Annotated in this window: 14 protein-coding genes; 10 read left to right on the top strand and 4 right to left on the bottom strand. The window is 70.5% G+C overall.

The features are described from left to right. Positions 1 to 4: 4 nt before the first annotated feature. Positions 5 to 1,987 carry a hypothetical protein gene (locus AB0C26_RS16515; RefSeq protein WP_360247531.1) on the bottom strand — a complete coding sequence of 661 codons (1,983 nt, stop codon included), beginning with the start codon at positions 1,985 to 1,987 and terminating at the stop codon, positions 5 to 7. Positions 1,988 to 2,224: 237 nt separating this feature from the next. On the opposite strand from AB0C26_RS16515, the gene AB0C26_RS16510 reads away from it, so the two are divergent. Then, complete coding sequence (locus tag AB0C26_RS16510) at positions 2,225 to 5,161, top strand: S8 family serine peptidase (protein ID WP_360247529.1); 2,937 nt, start codon at positions 2,225 to 2,227, stop codon at positions 5,159 to 5,161. On the opposite strand, the gene AB0C26_RS16505 is transcribed toward AB0C26_RS16510, so the two are convergent. From AB0C26_RS16505 to AB0C26_RS16495, 3 genes are all read right to left on the bottom strand, one after another. Next, positions 5,158 to 6,132: an aldo/keto reductase gene (locus tag AB0C26_RS16505; RefSeq protein ID WP_360247527.1), complete on the bottom strand. Its 975-nt coding sequence runs from the start codon at positions 6,130 to 6,132 to the stop codon at positions 5,158 to 5,160. The two genes, AB0C26_RS16510 and AB0C26_RS16505, sit on opposite strands and share 4 nt — an antisense overlap. A gap of 9 nt (positions 6,133 to 6,141) precedes the next feature. Beyond that, the gene (locus tag AB0C26_RS16500) at positions 6,142 to 6,492 is read right to left on the bottom strand and encodes a glycerophosphodiester phosphodiesterase family protein (RefSeq protein WP_360247525.1); all 351 of its coding nucleotides are present in this window, start codon (positions 6,490 to 6,492) and stop codon (positions 6,142 to 6,144) included. Between the two features lie 126 nt (positions 6,493 to 6,618). After that, the gene (locus AB0C26_RS16495; RefSeq protein WP_360247523.1) at positions 6,619 to 7,455 is read right to left on the bottom strand and encodes a YibE/F family protein; all 837 of its coding nucleotides are present in this window, start codon (positions 7,453 to 7,455) and stop codon (positions 6,619 to 6,621) included. Here AB0C26_RS16495 and AB0C26_RS16490 point away from each other — a divergent pair. The 9 genes from AB0C26_RS16490 to AB0C26_RS16450 all read left to right on the top strand — a co-directional run bounded on the left by AB0C26_RS16490 (position 7,423) and on the right by AB0C26_RS16450 (position 17,048). Then, entirely contained in the window at positions 7,423 to 7,668 is a 246-nt protein-coding gene (locus tag AB0C26_RS16490; protein WP_360247521.1) for a hypothetical protein, read from the top strand. The genes AB0C26_RS16495 and AB0C26_RS16490 overlap by 33 nt on opposite strands. A 218-nt stretch (positions 7,669 to 7,886) precedes the next feature. Next, on the top strand, positions 7,887 to 9,326 hold the full coding sequence (locus AB0C26_RS16485) for a Y4yA family PLP-dependent enzyme (protein WP_360247519.1): 1,440 nt from the start codon (positions 7,887 to 7,889) through the stop codon (positions 9,324 to 9,326). Next, on the top strand, positions 9,323 to 10,630 hold the full coding sequence (locus tag AB0C26_RS16480; protein WP_360247517.1) for a pyridoxal-phosphate dependent enzyme: 1,308 nt from the start codon (positions 9,323 to 9,325) through the stop codon (positions 10,628 to 10,630). Before AB0C26_RS16485 ends, AB0C26_RS16480 begins: the two co-directional genes overlap by 4 nt. Further along, entirely contained in the window at positions 10,630 to 11,823 is a 1,194-nt protein-coding gene (locus AB0C26_RS16475) for an aminotransferase class V-fold PLP-dependent enzyme (RefSeq protein ID WP_360247515.1), read from the top strand. Before AB0C26_RS16480 ends, AB0C26_RS16475 begins: the two co-directional genes overlap by 1 nt. A 59-nt stretch (positions 11,824 to 11,882) precedes the next feature. After that, entirely contained in the window at positions 11,883 to 12,608 is a 726-nt protein-coding gene (locus AB0C26_RS16470; protein ID WP_360247513.1) for a class I SAM-dependent methyltransferase, read from the top strand. A 24-nt stretch (positions 12,609 to 12,632) separates the two neighbouring features. Next, a complete protein-coding gene (locus AB0C26_RS16465; RefSeq protein ID WP_360247511.1) occupies positions 12,633 to 14,390 on the top strand; it encodes a hypothetical protein in 1,758 nt (585 codons plus the stop codon). Positions 14,391 to 14,459: 69 nt separating this feature from the next. Then, positions 14,460 to 15,410 carry a metal ABC transporter substrate-binding protein gene (locus AB0C26_RS16460; protein ID WP_360247509.1) on the top strand — a complete coding sequence of 317 codons (951 nt, stop codon included), beginning with the start codon at positions 14,460 to 14,462 and terminating at the stop codon, positions 15,408 to 15,410. Position 15,411: 1 nt separating this feature from the next. Beyond that, entirely contained in the window at positions 15,412 to 16,158 is a 747-nt protein-coding gene (locus tag AB0C26_RS16455; RefSeq protein ID WP_360247507.1) for a metal ABC transporter ATP-binding protein, read from the top strand. Further along, positions 16,155 to 17,048: a metal ABC transporter permease gene (locus tag AB0C26_RS16450; protein ID WP_360247505.1), complete on the top strand. Its 894-nt coding sequence runs from the start codon at positions 16,155 to 16,157 to the stop codon at positions 17,046 to 17,048. Before AB0C26_RS16455 ends, AB0C26_RS16450 begins: the two co-directional genes overlap by 4 nt. The last annotated feature ends 10 nt before the right edge of the window (positions 17,049 to 17,058 follow it).

The raw sequence follows: 17,058 nt of genomic DNA, 5'->3' as shown, positions 1-17,058 counted from the left end.
CGCGTCACTTCGTGAAGGTGAAGTAGTAGTACGGGCTGTAGTTGGTGTAGTTGACCGTGTCACCGGAGGTCTTGGTGACATAGCCGGTGCGGGCCCGGTACTTGGCGCCGACGGCGTGGGTGCCGGTCAGCGTGAAGGCCGACTTTCCGGCCGCGTTGAGCGGCAGGTTGAGCACGCGCCAGGCCTTCCACTTGCCGCCGGAGTAGACCTCGAGGGTCAACCGCTGCTTGCGGCCCGGGTACGGGGTCATGGTGGTCAGGAAGTACGGGTGCACCTTCTTGCGGAAGAAGCGGTAGGTCACCGAGCCGACCTTGGCCGTCCGGTACTGCCGCGACGGCTGCAGGCTCACGGCGGCCCGGGTGTTGAGCACCGAGCGGGCCGACGCCGGAGCGTACTGGGCGTCACCGGCGAACTTGACCTGCACGGCGGTGGTGCGGGTCAGCTTGAGCTTGGCGGTCAGGTTGCCCTTGGCGTCCGTCACGGTCTTGCGCACCAGCCGAAGCGGCTCGGTGCCGTACGGGTCGGCCCAGATCTCCAGCGTCCGGTTGGAGTACGTCTTGCCCAGGCGCGCGGTCACCGTGACCGTGGAGCCGTAGTTGTTCACCGTGTTGTTGGGGCTCAGCGACAGCGCCGTGGCGTTGCGGGACACCACGACCGAGCGCGTGGTCGAGATCGGCGCGTACGTGTCGTCGCCGGCGTACGAGACGGTGTACTTGACCGTGCCCGCGTCGGGCCGGTCGGTCAGAGTGAAGCGGCCGGCCGCGTCGGCCTGAACGAAGTCGACCTCGGTCTTGCCGGGCGCGGTCGCGTCCGTGCGGTAGAGCCGGACCGGGGCACTGGGCACGCCGACGGTGCCGGTGATCTTCAGGGGCACGCCCACGGGAGTGGTCGCCGGAGCCGTCGCGGTCAGCGTCGTGTATTTCGGCTGAGATCCGTGGAGGGGCCAGAACCGCACCTCGGAGTTGCCCGCGTCGGCGCCGCGGCTGAGGACGAAGAGCCGGTCGCCGCCCGGTTCCCAGGTGACGTGCGTGACCCGGTCGGTGTTCGGGGCCAGGAACTGCTCGGCCGGAAGCTCGGAGCCGGCCGGCGAGATCGCCACGTCGGTCGTGCCGTTGGTGTTGCTGTATCCGAGGGCGACCCGGCCGTCGGTGTTGACGTCGGACGTCTCCGTGTCGCAGAAGCCGTTGTGGAAGGCCTGGGCCCGCTTGGCGGGGTCGGCGATCGGCGCCTTCCAGACCAGGCAGCCGTATCCGTAGCCGATCAGCGTGGAGCCGTCGGCCGAGACTTCGACCCCGTGCAGCAGGCCGTCGCTGAACTTGCCCTTGCTCGTGACGGCCGGGCCGGCGCCGGTCACGTCCAGGACGGCGAGGTTACCGCTGGTCTCGGCGTTGCCGGAGACGTCGGCCACGACCAGGGTGTCCGGGGCGCCGGGTGAGGTGATCAGCTCGGGGGCGCCGTGCACGGCGGCCGGGAGGTCGTGCAGCGTCACCTTGTCGGTGGCCGGGTCGAGCGACCCGAAGCCGCCGGGCGAGTCCTTGCCCTTGGTGTCGTAACCGAACCACACGAGGCCGCCGGCCACCGCGACGGTGCGCACGCGCAGTGACGGGTCGAGGACATGGATGCCCTCGTTGGACCCGGTCGCCATGTCGTATTCGCTGATCGAGTTGTAGTAGCCCGACGAGGCGAAGTACGCGGTCGAGAAGTCGGGCGTGAGCGCGATGCCCTCGATGCCCGGAGCGAGGGTGTAGCGGTTCTGCACCCCGCCGAAGTAGGACAGCCAGAGCGCCTCGCCGGCTTTCGGGTCGGTGACCAGCACCCGCTTGTGGATCGGATCGACGACGACCCGGCTGGGATTGTCGATCGGCAGGACGACGCCGCCGCTGAGGGCGGGCGGGCCGGCCAGGGCCGGACTGGCGGCTGAGGTGACGGTGACGGCGGCGGTGCAGGCGACCGCCACGGCCGTCAGGACGGCTCGAACCTTGTGCATATTGAGGACCCCCGTGGTCTATGTACGCGAAGCGTAAGGCACACGATCGTCATCTGTGGATCAACTGTGGCCGAACCGATGGCGCCAGTACCGGCACAGGTGGTCGGTACTGGACCGTTCGGTCGATGCGGTGCGGCGTGAAGCAATCGTAATGATCCAGGTATCTGGGCTTAACCGGTTCAGAGTGGACTGTCGGCCACATCAACACCCTTCTCTCTCATCCGAGAAAGGAGACTCGTGGCCACGAGCCTCAGAGCGCTGACCGCGCTCACCGTTTCCCTCACCCTGACCGTGACCGGTCTCGGTGGGCCCGCGCGGGCGGCGGCACCGGGCACACCCCTGCCCGACCTCGGCCTTCTGCGCGACGGACGGACCCCGGCGACGCTCACCGGCGGTGCCGCCCTCCGCCCGGGCGCGGCGACCGCCGCCCTCACCGACGGCCAGTACGTGGTCCGTCTCCGGGAGGCGCCCGTCACGTCGTACACCGGAGGGGTCGACGGTCTGGCCCCGACCCGGCCGGCGGCCGGGCAGGACCTCGAGCCCCACTCGGCCGCGGCCGAGAGATATCGCAAGCACCTCGGCGAGGCGCAGCGCGACGTGCTGGGCGACCTCGGGGTGACCGCGCGGCAGACCTACACGACCGCCTTCAACGGCTTCACCGCGAAGCTGACCGGAGCCCAGGCGACCGCGCTGGCCAAGGACCCGCGCGTCGCCGCCGTCAGCAAGGCGCAGATGGTCAAGGCCGAGGCCGCGTCCCTCGGCGGAACCGGCAAGACGGCGGCCGCCACGCCCACGGCGAAACCCGGCAAGAGCTCCGGCGTCGTCGTCGGCGTGATCGACACCGGCATCTGGCCGGAGAGCGCGTCGTTCGCGGCGACCATGCCCGCGCCGAAGGGATGGCACGGCACCTGCCAGGTGGGCGAGGGCTTCCCGGCGTCCGCGTGCAACGGCAAGATCGTGGGCGCCCGCTACTTCGCCGACGGCTGGCTGGCCATGGCCGGATCGCTGCCCGACGGCGAAGTGCTCTCGGCCCGCGACATGCAGGGACACGGCACGCACACCGCCTCGACCGCGGCGGGCCTGCCGGTCAAGCACGCGATGGTGCTCGGGCGTGACCTCGGCCCGATCTCCGGGGTGGCACCGGACGCGCAGATCGCCGTCTACAAGGCGCTGTGGGGCGGCTCCGGCACCGACGCCGACATCATCGCCGCGATCGACGCCGCGGTGGCCGACGGCGTGGACGTCATCAACTACTCCATCGGCAACGCGATGGGCGACTACCAGGCCAACAGCCCGATCGGGAACGCGTTCCTCAACGCGTACCTGGCCGGGGTCTTCGTGTCCGCCTCGGCCGGCAACGACGGCTGGTCCGGCATGATCAGCAACGCCGAGCCGTGGGTGACCACGGTCGGCGCGGCGGTCGAGCGGGCCAACGAGGCGACCGTTCGCCTCGGCGACGGCACGAAGATCGTCGGTACGTCGATGGACGTGCTGCCCTCGCGGCAGCGGACCCCGATCGTCTTCGCCGACCGGGCCGGCTCGGTCGAGGACGGCGCCCAGTTCTGCCTCGGCGGCAGCCTCGACGCGGCCAAGATCAAGGGCAAGATCGTGGCCTGCGACTTCGACAGCGCGACCGGGGCGGTCGAGGAGGTCAAGGCCAAGGGCGGCGTGGGCGTCGTGCTCTTCCAGACCAACGGCAACGCGCGGCTCAACGTCATCTACGACTTCCCCACGGTCTACCTGTGGAGCACCGAGCAGGCCGGGCAGATCTTCAACTACCTGTGGGCGCACCGCGACGACGGCACGGCGGCGCTGGTGACCGGCGGCGACGGGTCGAGCCTGGCCGGACTGCCCAGCGTGGCCGGACTCTCCTCGTACGGACCGGACCAGGTGCACACCGGACTGCAGAAGCCGGATCTCGTCGCGGACGGCGTCGACGTCGTCGCGGCGGTGTCGCCGATGGCCGGCGGGCGGCTGTTCGACGCGTACTCCGGCACCTCGATGGCGGCCCCGCACGTGGCCGGCATGGCCGCACTGCTGCGGGCCCGGCACCCGGGATGGTCGCCCGGCGCGGTGGCCTCCGCGCTGCGGACCACCGCGGGTGACACCAAGGCCACGACCAGCCCCTTGCAGCAAGGTTCCGGGCTGCCGGCGGTCGCCAAGGCCTCGGATCCGGGTCTGGTGGTCGAGCCGTCCGCCGACTCCCTGACCGCCTTCGCCGCGGCCGCCGCGCCCGACGGCAAGGAGCTCAACCTGCCGTCGATCGCGCTGCGCGAGTACGACGGCCTGCACCCGGTGCGGCTCGTCCGGAAATTCACCAACGTCAGCGGCCGTACGGAGACCTATCGGGCCGGCGTCGACGGCCTGTCCGGTATGGACGTCTCCATCAGCCCGCGCACGTTCACGGTACGGCCGGGAGCGACCGCTGCGGTCACCATCACGCTGGCCCGGGGCAGCGCGACCTGGGACCGCTACTCGACGGGATCGCTGGTCCTGCGCGGTGACAAGCACCGCGTGCGGCTCACCGTCGCCGCCCGGCCGTGGGGCTTCACGCCGCGGCCGTACGACGACACCGGCCTCGAGTTCGGCCGCACGGGCGGACTCGGCCAGGGATCCCTGGAGCCCGGCTTCACCGGTCCGCTGACCGGCCGTACCACCGGATATACCCCGGTCAAGTGGGCCGGCAAGAAGCTCAGCACGACGGTCAGCGGCGGCTCCTTCGCGCCCGGCGGGGTCGGAACGCAGGGCACGAAGATCGTCGTGCCGCCCGGTGCGGCCGGCCTCATCGTGCAGACCGCGTCCGACGACCCGAACATCAACCTCGACCTCTACCTCTACAAGGACGGCAAACTGGTCGAGCGGAGCTGGGCCTTCTGGCACAGCAACGAGCGGATCGCACGGTTCTTCCCGCCGCCGGGCGTCTACACGGCCTATGTGCACGCCCAGTCGACGTACACGCCGGAGATTCCCTACCAGCTCGGCGTGACCGTCGTCCCGCAGCGCGGTGACCGGCACAACGCCACCATCAACACGCCGGCTCAGGTCGAGCGCGGCGGGAACGGCCAGGTCACGCTGACCCCGGTCGGCCCGCAGCCGGACGTCGAGCAATGGGCCTACACGGAGTTCCGGACCGGGCGGACCGTCGTGCCCGGCCTGCTGATCAGCGACCGCTAAAGGTTCGTCTTGCGCTCCGCGCTCTCGGTGTAGCGGTCACCCACGACCGCCACCCTCGCCAGGGCGGCCTCGATCTCCTCGAGGTCGCCCTCGGTGAGCTCCACGGTCGCGCCGCCCAGGTTCTCCTCCAGGCGCTCCAACCGCCGGGTGCCCGGGATCGGGACGATCCACGGCTTCTGGGCGAGGAGCCAGGCCAGCGCGATCTGCGCGGGCGTCGCCCCCTTGCCGGCGGCGATCGCGCCGAGCTGGTCGACCAGCGCCTGGTTGGCCGCGCGGGCCTCGGCCGAGAAACGCGGAAGCGAGAGCCGCATGTCCGATTGATCGAACGACGTGCTGGCGTCGATCTTGCCGGTGAGGAAGCCGCGGCCGAGCGGGCTGAACGGCACGAAACCGATGCCCAACTCCTCCAGGGTCGGGAACACCTCGGTCTCCGGCCGCCGCCACCACAGCGAATACTCACTCTGCAGAGCGGTCACCGGCTGCACCGCGTGCGCACGGCGGATCGTCGCGGCCGCGGCCTCGGACATGCCGAAATGCCGTACCTTGCCCTCCGCGATCAGCTCTTTGACGGCGCCCGCCACGTCCTCGATCGGCACCGACGGGTCGACGCGGTGCTGGTAGAACAGGTCGATCGTGTCGACCCGGAGCCGCCGGAGCGACGCCTCGGCCACCTCCCGGATGTGCGCCGGGCGGCTGTCCACCCCGTCAGCGCCGATCGCGAAGCCGAACTTGGTGGCGATCACGACCTGGTCCCGCACCGGCTCGAGCGCCTCGCCGACCAGCTCTTCATTGACGTACGGCCCGTAGACCTCAGCGGTGTCGAAAAGGGTGACGCCACGCTCCACCGCCCGCCGGAGCAGAGTGATCATCTTGGCGCGGTCCGGGGACGAGCCGTAGCCCTGGCTCATCCCCATCGCGCCGAAACCGATCGCCGAGACCTCCAGGCCGTTGCCGAGAATTCGTTTCCGCATGGCTCGATCTCAGCGCAACCCGTTGCCGATCGCCATCTTGATCAGCCGATCCGGGTCGTCGCTGCTGATCCCGTCCACGCCGACATCGATCACGCGTCGCATGACGGCGGGGTCGTCGGCGCAGTGCGAGCCGTTGACCGCCCGGTCATGCGGCACCACCAGCTGGCCGTCCTGGGTGACACCGGTGTCGAGCTCCAGCGTCGAGATCGCCGGATGGGCCAGCGAACGCGCGAAGGCCGGCAGGGTGTTCTCCGGGTGGGTCGAGGAAGTCCGAAGCCCCTTTCCGGCGAGGACCGTGCGCAGTCGGTCGGGATAGTCGGTCATCGGGCCGTCGGCCCCGTCGTCGATCAGCTTGGTCATCGTGGGGACGTCGCCCGGATCGGGTCGCCGCCGGTGTCGCGCTGATCAGGGAGCCGGCCGTCAGAAGCGCTGTCTTTTTCCGGGAATTGGCCACCTGGGGCGAGCCTCGGCGCCGCGGCAAGACATCTAGGTGAAGCGATGGCTGCGGTCGGCCGCCAGGACGGCGAGGGCCGTGGTGAGCGGCACCGAGGCGACCAGGCCGATCGTGCCGACCGCGCTGCGCAGGATCTCCTGGGCCAGGAGCTCGCCGGTCAGCAGGTCGCCGGCCGGCTGCGTGCTGGTGGAGAACAGCAGCAACAGCGGGAGCGAGGCGCCCGCGTACGCGAGAACGATGGTGTTCACCGCCGATCCGACGTGCGCCCGCCCGACGCGGATCGCCGCCCGGTAGAGCGGCCATCCGGACGAGCTCGCGGACATCTCGGCCACCGTCACGGCCTGGGTGACCGTGACGTCGTCGAGCACGCCAAGGGCGCCGATGACGATCCCGGCCAGCAGCAGGCCGCGCATGTCGATGCCGCCCAGCGTGGCCGACAGGAACGCGTCGTCGTCGGTGGCGACGCCGGTCAGGTGCAGGGCGGCGGTGAACCCGGCGCCGAGCAGGCCGGTGAGGACCAGGCTGGCCAGCGTGCCCGCGACGGCGACCGACGTGTGCGTGCTGACGCCGTGTGTCAGATAGAGCGCGGCGAACATGATGGCCGCGGCGCCGACGACGGCGACCAGCAGCGGCGGCGAGCCGTCGAGGATGGCCGGGATGATGAAGAGCAGCAGGACCGCGAAGCTGACGGCCAGGCCGGCGAGCGACCGGAGCCCGCGCCATCGGCCGAAGGCCAGGATCACCGCGGCCGTGAGGGCGAGCAGCCAGATCATCGGCGTGCTCCGCTGGCGGTCGACGATTGCGTAATCGGTGCCGCCCGGCACCGCGTTCGGCGTGTGCAGCAGAACCACGTCGTCGCCGGCGCGCACATTCCCGGCGCCTTCCGCCGTGATTTCGCGGCCGTCGTCGAGGCGTACCGTCGCCTGGCCGTCGACCGCCGTGACCGTGCCCCGACGCGATTGTTCTCGGCCGCCGGAGGCGCCGGGCGGGCCGGCCAGAGCACGATCATCGCGATTCCGGTGGCGATCGCGGCCGGGATGAGCAGGGCCACGATGACCCGCCGGGACGCCCCGGGAAGCTGATCGGGTGAGTGCGCGTGTCGGCCGGTCACGGCGCAAGATTAGCGGCCCCGATACATGCGCAATTGCTTATGTCAGTGCTCAATCAACGACAGAGGGATTGACAAATTCAGTTTATTCATGCGCAAACAAGAATGAGTGATTGACTCATCACTGCGGGTATAGAAAGACTTCCGATCATCGGTTAGGTTGGGAAAACCGCCAAGCGGGAGGTCGCCATTGTGCCCGATCTGAATCCGCTCTATCTGACCCCCAGAATCGAACCCGTCGCCCGATCCGTTCTCGACGAGGGTGAGCTGTTGAGGCAGTTGGTGGATGGGCTCGGATCACCACTCAACATCGTCCTGCCCGACCTGCTCGAAGCGAATGTCGACGCTTTTCGCGAGTCCTATCGCGACCATCGGTTGCGCGGCCGCGTCTACTTCGCGCACAAGGCGAACAGGTCGGCCGCCCTGCTCCGCCGGCTGGCCGCCACCGAGGCCGGCGTCGACGTGGCCTCGCTGGCCGAATTGCAGCACGCTCTCGGCGCCGGATTCGGGCCCGAACGGATCATGGCCACGGGCCCGAAGAACCGGGAGTTCCTCTGGCTGGCCGCGCGCACCGGCGTGATCGTGAACGCCGACTCGCTCGGCGAGCTCACCGACCTGGCCGCCATGGTCGCCGAGCACCGGCTTCGGCGGGTACGGGTGATGGTCCGGCTCTCCGGGTTCGCCTCGCAGGGCGTCCAGGTGATCAGCCGGCGCAGCCGCTTCGGCGTGCCCGCCGGCGATCTCGGCGACGTGCTCGACCTGCTGGAGAAGCACCGCGAGGAGCTGGAGCCGGTCGGTGTCGCCTACCACCTCGACACCATCGGGTGGCCGGAGAAGGCGATCGCCCTCGAGGGCTGCCTGGCCGCCCTCGAGGAGTGCCGGGCCCGCGGGCTGGAGGTGCGCTCGGTCGACATCGGCGGCGGGTTCGGCGTCAACTACCTGGCCGACGGCGCGCAGTGGGAGCGGTACACGTCCGAGCTGGCCCAGGCCGTCCTCGGCCGGCGCGAACCGATGACCTGGAACGGGCACGGCTACGGTCTGCGCAACGAGGGCGGCACGCTGCGCGGCGTGCTGGGGCTCTACCCCTCGTACCGGCCGGTCTCCGGCGCCGGATATCTCGACCAGCTCCTCGGCGCCCCCGCGCCGGCCCTGCGCCGCCCGCTCGGTTCGCTGTTGCTCGACACCATGTACGAGCTGGACATCGAGCCCGGCCGGGCCCTGCTCGACCAGTGCGGCCTGGTGCTGGCCCGGGTGCTCGACGTGCGCGACTCGCTGGTGCGGCTCGACTGCAACGCCCGCGATGTGAGCCTGGAGGAACACGGCGTCCTGATGGATCCACTGGTCGTCAGTGCCGGCGAACCAGGCCCGCCCGGAGCCTTCTATCTGCTCGGCAACCTCTGCCTCGAAGCCGACCTGATCACCCGTCGCCAGGTGTTCCTCCCGGTCACGCCCCGCCCCGGCGACCTGCTGGCCTTCGTGAACACCGCCGGCTACTTCATGGACTTCAGCGCCACCCAGGCACTGCACCAGCCGATCGGCCGCAAGGTGGCGGTCTACCGCGACGGCGGTGCCTGGCGCTGGTGCCTCGACGAGCAGTACTGGCCCGTCCACCCGCGCGCGGAGGAATCATGAGACTCGACGACATGACCGAGGCGATCGGCAACACCCCGCTGGTACGCGTCGATCCGGCCGTCCACGGCCTTCGCCACATCGACCTGTACGCCAAGATGGAGCTGCTCAACCCGTTCGGCTCGCTCAAGGACCGGGCCGCCCTGGCCATGCTCCGCCCCCTGCTGGACGGCGCCGTCCGGCGCGGTGACACGGTGGTCGAGCTCTCCAGCGGCAACACGGCCAAGGCGCTCGCGATGCTGGCCGGCCTGCACGGCCTGCCGTTCAAGAGCATCACCAACCGGATGAAGGTGCCGGAGGTCAAAGATCTCCTGCTGCTGCTCGGGGCCGAGATCGAGGAACTGCCGGGCCAGGCCGAATGCCTCGACCCGGCCGACACCGAGGACCCGCTGACCCGCATGCACCAGGCGCTCGCGGCCGACGGCAGCGGCTACGTGCACACCGACCAGTACTTCAACGACAACAACATCGAGGCCCACTTCGCCGGCACCGGCGCCGAGATCGTGAAGGATCTGGACGGCCGCGCCCCCGACTACTTCATCGCCTGCGTGGGCACGGCCGGCTCGTCCACCGGGGTCGCCCGCGCGCTGCGGCAGCACGATCCCGACGTACGGGTGATCGGTCTGGTCGCGCGCAAGAGCGACTTCATCCCCGGCATTCGCACGATCGACGAGGTGCACGAGGTGGGGCTGTTCGACCCCGACGTGTACGACGGCCTCGAGACGATCAGCGCCGACGAGGCCATCGACGGGATGCTCACGCTGATCCGGCGCTGCGGCACGCCTGCCGGGCCGACCGGCGGCGGGGCCTATCAAGGGGCCGTACGCCATCTGAGAGCGCTCGACTCGTCGTTGACCGAGCGCCGCACCGCCGTCTTCATCGTCTGCGACCGGATGGAGAGCTACCTCAGCTACCTGCGGGAACGGCGGCCCACCCTGTTCGGCCGGCCGGCCCGCCGCAACGACCACCGTTCGCTGTCCGCGGCCGAGGTGGCGGCCGCGCCGGCCATCGACGTGCCCGAGGCGCAGCGCTGGCCGGGCCTCGTGGTCGACCTGCGCAGCCCGTACGCGTTTCAGGCCCAGCACATCGCCGGCTCGATCAACATCGTCGACGAGGTGTTCGATGAACTGCTCCACGGTGGACTGCCGTTCAGCCAGCGGCAGCCGGTGCTGCTGGTCTGCCCGGTCGGCGAGAAGTCGGCCCGGTACGCCGCACTGCTGACCCGGATGGGGCATCCGTACGCACGCTCGCTGGCCGGCGGTGTCATCGCCTGGCGCGATGCCGGCGCCACCCTGGTGCGTGACTGATGCTCGGCATCCGGTCACGCGACACCGAAACCATCCGCGAGCTGCTGCCCTGGCACGCTGGGGTGCGAGCCCAGTTCCCGCAGCTCCTGGCTCATCCCGGGGTGGCCTACCTGGACAGTGCGGCGACCTCGCAGAAACCGCGGGCCGTCCTGGACGCGGTGATGGACTATCTGACCACCGGCAACGCGAACGCGGCCCGCGGCACCTATCCGTGGGCCAACCGCACCACGGATCGGATCACCGCCGCCGGCCGTCAACTGCGAGCGTTCCTCGGCGACTCATCCGATGAGTCGGGTGTTCATTTCGTCAGCGGGACGACCGAGGGCCTGCGGGCGGTCGCCCGCGACTGGCTGGCCCCTCAGCTGCGCGACGGTGACGAGATCATCGTGCCGTTCGCCGATCACAGCGCGAACATCGTGCCCTGGCTGGAGGCGGCTACCGGTTCGCGGGTCGGCGTCCGGGCTATGCCGTACGACGAGGCGCACGACTACGACCTCGACCGGTTGCGCCGGATGATCGGCCCGCGGACCCGGCTGATCGCCGCGACTCACGTGCACCACGTCTACGGCAACGACATGAACATCGACCGCCTGCGCCGGGCGGTGGGCCCGTCGGTGGCGATCTGCCTCGACGCCGCTCAGGGATTCGGTCACCTGCCGCTGTCGGTGGCGCCGCTCGACGTCGACTTCGTCGTCTTCTCCGGGCACAAGGCGATGGCCCTGCCCGGCATCGGTGCCGTCTGGGCGGCCAACAAGCGCGGCCCCGCCTTCCAGCCCGCCGGGTGGCGGGGTTCGCCGAACACGAGCGGCATCGTGAGCCTGGCCGCCGCGATGGACTGGCTCGACCGGACCGGCCTCGATCGCATCGCGCGCTGGAGCCGGGCCCTGGGCGCGCGGCTCACCGACGGCCTCGACCGCCTCTCCTGCTACGAAGTGCTCGGGTGTCAGGCCAGCCTGACGGCGGCCTCGCCGGTGCAGCGCCGACAGGGGATCGTGACATTTCGCCACCGTGAGATCTCCTCCAACGACCTGGGCTTCATCCTCGAGAGCGAGGGGCTTCTGGTCCGCGCGGACGGTCACTGTCAAGGAGAGCAAGGCGAGAAGACCTCTTCGGTACGGGTGAGTCTGCACGCGTACACCGCCGTCGAGGAGGTGGACCGCCTGCTGGACGCGCTGGCGGCGCTTGACCGCTGACGGGGCATCCGTTTGATAGAAATGGGTGTCGTTTCCGTTAGCTGCCGAGGATGGGTCCCATGCCGTCGACCGCGCTCCACTCCGATCGCTGGCGCAGCACGTGGGACGAGGTGATGACCGGCTTCGTGCCCGGCCTGGCCGGCCTCGAGTCGGCCATCGCCGCCACGGTCGAGGCGGTCCGCGGCGGCTCTCCGCGGCGCTGCCTCGACCTCGGCGGCGGGCCGGGCGTGCTGGCCGAGCGCATGGCGGCCCGCTGGCCCGGCTGCGACGTCGCCATGGTCGACCTCGACCCGGTCCTGCTCTCGCTGGCCCGCGCGGCCGGCGTCTCGGTGATCGAAGCCGACCTCGACTCGGCGTCGTGGGCCGCGCACGCCGGCGGCGGCCACGACCTGGTCACCTCGGTGATGACGGTGCACTACCTGCCGCCGGCGGCGATCCGCGCCCTCTACCGCCGGTGCCGCCGCGTGCTGGCTCCCGGCGGCCTGCTCGTGGTGGCCGACCTCATGCCCGACGACGGCCTCCCCTCGGTGATGCGGGCGATGGACCCGGCCCCGGGCGAGGCCGCCGCCGAGATGGCCTGGGTGCGGTGGTGGAACGATCTGTCCCAGGCTCAGGAGTTCGGGCCCCTGATGGCCGCCCGGGCCGACGTCTTCCGTGATCGCGTTCCCGCCAACTTCGCGGGCGACGTCTCATGGCACCTGACCGCCGCCCGTGACGCCGGCTTCGCCGAGGCCGGCCTCATCTGGCGCGACGGCCGCCATGCCGCTCTGGCTGCCCAAATTTGATCACCTGCCGTAGGTTGCACCCTCATGCGCAAACTTCGTGCTGCCCTCACCGCGGTGACGGTCCTGGGCACCGCCGCGGCCGCGGTCGCCGTGGGCACCCTGGACGCCTCGGCCTCCACCGAGCTGGGCGGCGGCGCGCTGCTGCCGGTCTCGATCGTGAGTGACGTCGCCGTCGACACCACGCGTCAGCGGCTGCTGATCAGCGACCAGAACACCGGGCAGCTCGTGCGGACCACGTACGCGGGCAAGGTCGAGACGACGAAGACCGCACTGCCGGGCGTCGACGGGCTCGCGCTCTCGGCCGACTCGGGGACGCTGTACGCGGCGGTGGCCGAGGCGCACGCGATCGTCGCCCTCAACTCCGAGACGCTGGCCGAGACCGGCCGCTACGAGCTGGGCGCGACGGTGTACCCGCGCACGCTGGCGCTGGCCGGCGGCCGGGTGTGGTTCGGCTACGACGGCTCGGCCGACAACGGCTACGTAGGCAACTTCGGCTCCTTCGACGTCGCCGGCGGTTCGGTGGCGTTCCACGACGCCACGGCCGAGCGCACCGCGTTCCACGACGCGCCGAAGCTGCTCACCGCCCCGGGCGCCCCGGGCACGCTGGTCGTGGCCGACGTCTCCAACAACGCCGTGACCGGCGGCGCGGTCGCCGTCTACGACGTGTCGGGGGCGAAGGAGAGGCTGACGGCCAACTCCAGCTCCAGTGCCACGTTCGTCCGGGACGCCGCCGTCACCGCGGACGGCGCCTCGCTGATCGGCTTCGGGGTCGGCTGCCCGATCTGGCGGGCGCCGGTCGCCAGCCCGTACGCGCGCGTCGCCGGGTACGACAACACGATCTGCACCCCGTCGTCGATCGACGTCAACACCGACGGCCGGATCGCGATCGGCTACAACAACAGCGACGGCACGACCGACGTGGCCCTCTACCCGGCCGGTTCGGAGACCGCCGACCAGGAGTTTCAGCTGCCGAACACGGCGCCGGAGAACAAGCCGGTCCCCGACCAGACCGGAAAGGTCGTCTGGGAGCCGGGCGGGAAGCGCGTCTTCACCTTCGGCTACAACTACAAGGCCGAGTGGCGCCTCTGGGTGCTCGACGGCCCCGAGCAGACGGTTCCGACCACGGCGCCGCCGCCGGTCGTCCGGGTCCGCCCGTCGCTCACCCTCAGCCCGGCCGGCACGGTCAGCGCGTACGGGACGACGGTGACGGTCACCGCCCGCCTCGGCGCCACCGCGACCAACCGGGTCGTCGAGATCTGGGCCGACCCGTACGGCACCGAGCCCGCCCGCCTGCTCCGCAAGACCACCGTCGACGCCAAGGGGGCGCTCACCGCCTCGCTGAAGCTGACCCGGACCACCACCGTGCAGGTCAAGTTCGCCGGCGACGCCAAGTACCTGCCGGCCACGGCCGGCGCGGTGCTCAACACGAAGGTGGCGGTCGCCCTTCAGGGGTCACGGCAGTACAAAACCGCCAAGATCGGCACGGTGTCCTACCGCTACTACCGCAAGACGGTGCACCCGTACTTCGTCACGACCATGACCCCGTACCCCAAGCGCAAGCAGCGTTTGATCTTCGAGGTGGCCTCGGGCGGCGCCTGGAAGACCTGGCGGGTGCTCGACGTGCCGCTGACCTCGGCCGGCAAGTCGGTTTTCACGCTGACCGGCGCCCACCCGGCCGGCGTCCGCTACCGGGTTCGCGCGGCCTACCTGACCGGCACCTCCGGCGACACCGTCAACTACCCGACCTACGGGGCGTACCAGTACTTCACGTTCACCGTCTGATCGACGTGTGGCGACATCCGCATCTTGCCATTAGACGATAATTGTTGAAAACGATTACCGTTTCGCAGCGTGAAAGCACTGGGAATTCTCGCTGTCTCGGCGGCACTGATCTCGCTGGCCGGCTGCGGCTCCGACGACGGAGCGGCGGCCGCGCCGGACAGCTCCGCCCTCGCCGTGGTCGCGACGACCCCCGAGGTGGCCGACTTCGTCCGCAACATCGGCGGGGACGACGTCACCGTCACTCAGATCATCAAGCCCAATGTGGACCCGCACGAGTACGAGCCGACGCCGGCCGACATCAAGGCCATCGGCGAGGCCAAGGTCGTCGTCAAGAACGGCGTCGGCCTCGAGTCGTGGCTCGACCAGACCATCGCCTCGGCCGGGTTCAAGGGCACCGTCGTGGACTCGAGCCAGGGCGTCACCCTGCGCGAGGGCGGCCACGAGGAAGAGGGCGAACAGGCGCATGCCGAGGGTGAGGAGCACGATCCGCACATCTGGCACGACCCTCGTAATGCCAAACTCATGGTTACCACCATCGAGAAGGCGCTCGCGGCGGCCGATCCGGAGGACGCGGACTCGTACGCCAAGAACCTGACCTCGTACTCCGCCAAGCTCGACAAACTGGACGCCGACAACGAGGCGGCGTTCGCCAAGCTGCCCGCGGCCGACCGCAAGCTGGTCACCAATCACGACGCCTTCGGCTACTACGTGGCCCGCTACAAGCTGCAGTTCGTCGGCTCGGTCATCCCCAGCCTGGACACGTCGGCCGAGCTCTCCGCGCAGCAGCTCACCGACCTGGTGGCCAAGATCAAGGCAACCGGCACCAAGGCCATCTTCACCGAGAGCTCGCTCCCGCCGAAGTCGGCCGAGGCGATCGCCCAGCAGGCCGGCGTCAAGGTGATCGGCGGCGAGGACGCCCTTTACGGCGACAGCCTCGGCGAGCAGGGCACGCCCACCGGCACCTACCTCGGCGCCGAGGAGCACAACACCAAGGTCATCGTGGACGCGCTGGCCGGCTGAGATGGTCCTCCGCTTCACCGACACGAGCGTCGGCTACCGCGGCACCCCGGTCCTCACCCACGTGGATCTGTCGCTGGAGGCCGGGCAGTGCCTCGCCCTGGCCGGTCCCAACGGCGCCGGCAAGTCGACCCTGATCAAGGCGGTACTGGGGCTCACCGAAGTGCTCGCCGGCACGGCCCAAGTGTTCGGCGACGCGCCGGGCCAGGCGCGCGTCAGGTGCGGCTACGTACCGCAGGTCGGTGACCTCGACCCGGACTTCCCGGTCACCGCCGCGCAGGTCGTGCTGATGGGCCGCTACCGCCGGATCGGCTGGTGGCGGCCCACCCGGGCGGCCGACCGGCGGGCCGCCCGGGATGCCCTGGACCGGGTCGGGCTGGCCGGCGAGGCCGGCCGCCGGTTCGGGCTGCTCTCCGGCGGTCAGCGGCAGCGGGTGCTGCTGGCCCGCGCGCTGGCCGCCGAACCCGAACTGCTGCTGCTCGACGAGCCCTTCAACGGCGTCGACGTGGTCAGTCAGGAGGCGATCCTGACTGTTTTGCGAGAACTCACGAAGGGCGGCACGGCCCTGATGCTGAGCACCCACGACCTCGCCCTGGCCCGCGACGTGGCCGACCTGGTCTGCCTGATCAACGGCCGGCAATGGGCCTTCGGCCCGCCCGGCGAGGTGCTGACGGCGGATCAATTGCGTTCGGCGTACGGCGGACACGCGATCGACCTGCCGGACGGCCGCACGGTCCTGGTGGAGCCGTGATCCTCACTGTGCCGTTCATGGCCCGGGCGATGGCCGAGCTGGCGCTGCTGGCGCTGATCTGCGGCCCGGTCGGCGTGTTCGTGTTCGCCCGCCGGCTCTCGTTCGTCTCGGACGCGCTCACCCACACGGTCTTCCCCGGCGTGGTGATCGGCTTCCTGGCCGGCGGCGTGGAGGGCCTGGTCGTCGGCGCCCTGGTGGCGGGGCTGCTCACCGCGGTGGTACTGACCCTGCTGACGCGAAGCGGGGCGCTCTCCGACGACGCGTCCACGGCCGTGGTGCTGACCGCGATGTTCTCGATCGGCGTGGTGCTGGTGTCGCGCGAATCGTCGTACACCTCGGACCTGACGTCCTTTTTGTTCGGACGCCTGCTGACGGTGACGCCGCGCCAGATCGTGGAGACGGCGGTGCTGGCGGCGGTGATCCTGGCCATGCTGGCGATCGCGGCCCGGCCCCTGCTGTTCCGTACCTTCGACCCGGCCGCGGCGGCGGCGGCCGGCTATCGCCTCTTCTGGCTCGACCTGTGGCTCAACGTGATCGTGGCGCTGGTCGTGGTAGCGGCGGTCCGAGCGGTCGGCACCATCCTGGTCGTCGCCCTGCTGATCATCCCGGCCGCGGCGGCCCGCCTGATCACCGCGAGGCTGGCGGCGATGGCGGTGATCGGCACGGTCCTGATCCTGCTGGCCGGCTACGGCGGCCTGTGGATCAGCTGGACGGCGTCGGTCGACCACGGCATCGCCCTGACCTCGGCCTCGGCCGTCGTCCTCCTGCTGGTGGCGGCTTATCTCCTGTTGCTGCCGTTGCGCCGCTTCTTGCCCACGCGCGGACGCTCGCTTTCGCGCGGCGCGACACCGCCCACCCGAAAGGACTCACCCCATGAGCTGGTGGGATGACGCGCCGCCC

Source organism: Actinoplanes sp. NPDC048796 (genome assembly GCF_040650035.1).
In the GTDB taxonomy this organism is placed as follows: Bacteria; Actinomycetota; Actinomycetes; order Mycobacteriales; family Micromonosporaceae; genus Actinoplanes.
Note: the sequence above shows the minus strand (reverse complement) of the source record. Positions and strands in the feature narration are given on the sequence as shown.